We start from the raw sequence: 3,380 nt of genomic DNA on the forward strand, positions 1-3,380 counted from the left end.
TGCAGTACCATCGGCGCTGAGAGGCTTAACTTCCGGGTTCGGGATGGGACCGGGTGTTTCCCTCTCGCCATAACCACCGAACGACCAACCCCAACACCCCCCAAGGGGTGCGGGAAACTCGTCGTCCGAGACCAGGCTCGGCTCTTCACACATCAAAACCGGGGTTCCCGGTTGTTTCCTGGGAACCACACAGGGACGCGAACACCCATTCGAGCAGCGATTTGGATTGAACGTTCAGTGTGTTCAAGCCACTCGGCCTATTAGTACCGGTCGACTCCACACGTTACCGCGCTTCCATCTCCAGCCTATCAACCCAGTCGTCTACTGGGAGCCTTACCCCACACAAGGTGGGAGGGAGAACTCATCTCGAGGAAGGCTTCCCGCTTAGATGCTTTCAGCGGTTATCCCGACCGAACGTAGCCAACCAGCCGTGCCCCTGGCGGGACAACTGGCACACCAGAGGTTCGTCCGTCCCGGTCCTCTCGTACTAGGGACAGACCCTCTCAATTCTCCTACGCGCGCAGCGGATAGGGACCGAACTGTCTCGCGACGTTCTAAACCCAGCTCGCGTGCCGCTTTAATGGGCGAACAGCCCAACCCTTGGGACCTACTCCAGCCCCAGGATGCGACGAGCCGACATCGAGGTGCCAAACCATCCCGTCGATATGGACTCTTGGGGAAGATCAGCCTGTTATCCCCGGGGTACCTTTTAGCCGTTGAGCGACACCACTTCCACACGTAGGTGCCGGATCACTAGGCCCTGCTTTCGCACCTGCTCGACACGTCCGTCTCACAGTCAAGCTCCCTTGTGCCCTTGCACTCGCCACCTGATTGCCAACCAGGCTGAGGGAACCTTTGGGCGCCTCCGTTACACTTTAGGAGGCAACCGCCCCAGTTAAACTACCCACCAGGCACTGTCCCCCACCCGGATCCACGGGTGCGGGTTAGACGCTCAAAACGACCAGAGTGGTATTTCACCAATGACTCCACCGACACTGGCGTGCCGGCTTCACAGTCTCCCACCTATCCTACACAAGACGCTTCAGGCGCCAATGCCAAGCTGTAGTGAAGGTCCCGGGGTCTTTCCGTCCTGCTGCGCGAAACGAGCATCTTTACTCGTACTGCAATTTCGCCGGGCCTGTGGTTGAGACAGCGGGGAAGTCGTTACGCCATTCGTGCAGGTCGGAACTTACCCGACAAGGAATTTCGCTACCTTAGGATGGTTATAGTTACCACCGCCGTTTACCGGCGCTTAGATTCTCAGCCTCGACCCGAAGGTCTAACCGGTCCTCTTAACGTTCCGGCACCGGGCAGGCGTCAGTCCGTATACAGCGTCTTACGACTTCGCACGGACCTGTGTTTTTAGTAAACAGTCGCTTCCCCCTGGCCTCTGCGACCCCACCCAGCTCAAGGAGTAAATGCGATCACCAGACGAGGTCCCCCTTCTCCCAAAGTTACGGGGGCAATTTGCCGAGTTCCTTAACCACAGTTCACCCGATCGCCTTGGTATTCTCTACCTGACCACCTGAGTCGGTTTAGGGTACGGGCCGCCGGTACACTCACTAGAGGCTTTTCTCGGCAGCATGGGATCACTCACTTCACCTAAAACGGCTCGGCATCACATCTCACCCTTGATGGCATGCGGATTTACCTGCACACCGGGCTACATGCTTACCCCAGGACAACCATCGCCTGGGCTGAGCTACCCTCCTGCGTCACCCCATCGCTCACCTACTACCCCCTCGGGTCCCGCGCTCACCAACCCCAGCAACCCGAAGGTCACCGGAACAGCTCGGGCGGTTAGCATCAGAGGATTCAGCGTTGGCGCATACCAGCGGGTACGGGAATATCAACCCGTTGTCCATCGACTACGCCTGTCGGCCTCGCCTTAGGTCCCGACTTACCCTGGGCGGATTAGCCTGCCCCAGGAACCCTTGGTCATCCGGCGCACACGTTTCTCACGTGTGATTCGCTACTCATGCCTGCATTCTCACTCCCGCAGCCTCCACCACTCGATCACTCGGCGGCTTCACCGGCTACAGGACGCTCCCCTACCCATCCCAGCCAATGACTGGAATGCCACGGCTTCGGCGGTGTGCTTGAGCCCCGCTACATTGTCGGCGCGGAATCACTTGACCAGTGAGCTATTACGCACTCTTTCAAGGATGGCTGCTTCTAAGCCAACCTCCTGGTTGTCACAGCAACTCCACATCCTTTCCCACTTAGCACACGCTTAGGGGCCTTAGCCGATGATCTGGGCTGTTTCCCTCTCGACTACGAAGCTTATCCCCCGCAGTCTCACTGCCACGCTCTCACTTACCGGCATTCGGAGTTTGGCTGACGTCAGTAACCTTGTAGGGCCCATTAGCCATCCAGTAGCTCTACCTCCGGCAAGAAACACGCGACGCTGCACCTAAATGCATTTCGGGGAGAACCAGCTATCACGGAGTTTGATTGGCCTTTCACCCCTAACCACAGGTCATCCCCCAGGTTTTCAACCCTGGTGGGTTCGGGCCTCCACACCGTCTTACCGGCGCTTCACCCTGCCCATGGCTAGATCACCCCGCTTCGGGTCTACAGCATGCGACTAAAAACGCCCTCTTCAGACTCGCTTTCGCTACGGCTACCCGCCACCGGTTAACCTCGCCACACACCATAACTCGCAGGCTCATTCTTCAAAAGGCACGCCATCACGAACACAAGGAAACAAGTCCCCTGTGAGGACGCTCTGACGGCTTGTAGGCACACGGTTTCAGGTACTATTTCACGACCCCTCACCGGGGCACTTTTCACCTTTCCCTCACGGTACTGGTCCGCTATCGGTCATCAGGAAGTATTCAGCCTTACCACGTGGTCGTGGCAGATTCACACGGGATTTCACGGGCCCCGTGCTACTCGGGAACACACCCAAGAGACACCATGATTTCGCCTACCGGACTCTCACCGTCTATGGCCGGCCTTCCCATGCCGTTCGACTATCACGATGCTTTATAACTCTTCGACCCAGCGGCAGCTGGACCAGGATGGTCCCACAACCCCGCACACGCAACGCCTGCCGGCTATCACACGCGCACGGTTTAGGCTCCTCCGCTTTCGCTCACCACTACTCACGGAATCACTATTGTTTTCTCTTCCTGCGGGTACTGAGATGTTTCACTTCCCCGCGTTCCCACCAACCGCCCTATACATTCAGACGGCGGCGACACCCCATGACGAGTGCCAGGTTTCCCCATTCGGAAATCCCCGGATCAAAGTCTGGTTGCCGACTCCCCGAGGCATATCGCAGGCTCCCACGTCCTTCATCGGCTCCTGATGCCAAGGCATCCACCGTATGCCCTTAAAAACTTGAACACACAAAACGATCAAAACAAATCGCAGAT

The 3,380-nt window shown here is 57.7% G+C and carries 2 rRNA genes; both read right to left on the bottom strand.

Annotation, left to right across the window (positions count from 1 at the left end):
- Positions 1–81: ribosomal RNA gene (gene rrf, locus E1300_RS49705) — 5S ribosomal RNA — on the bottom strand; the annotation flags it as partial.
- A gap of 158 nt (positions 82–239) precedes the next feature.
- Positions 240–3,351, bottom strand: a 23S ribosomal RNA gene (locus tag E1300_RS49710).
- Positions 3,352–3,380 lie beyond the last annotated feature (29 nt).

Origin of the sequence: Actinomadura fibrosa, from assembly GCF_900659615.1 — a bacterium.
GTDB lineage: Bacteria > Actinomycetota > Actinomycetes > Streptosporangiales > Streptosporangiaceae > Spirillospora > Spirillospora fibrosa.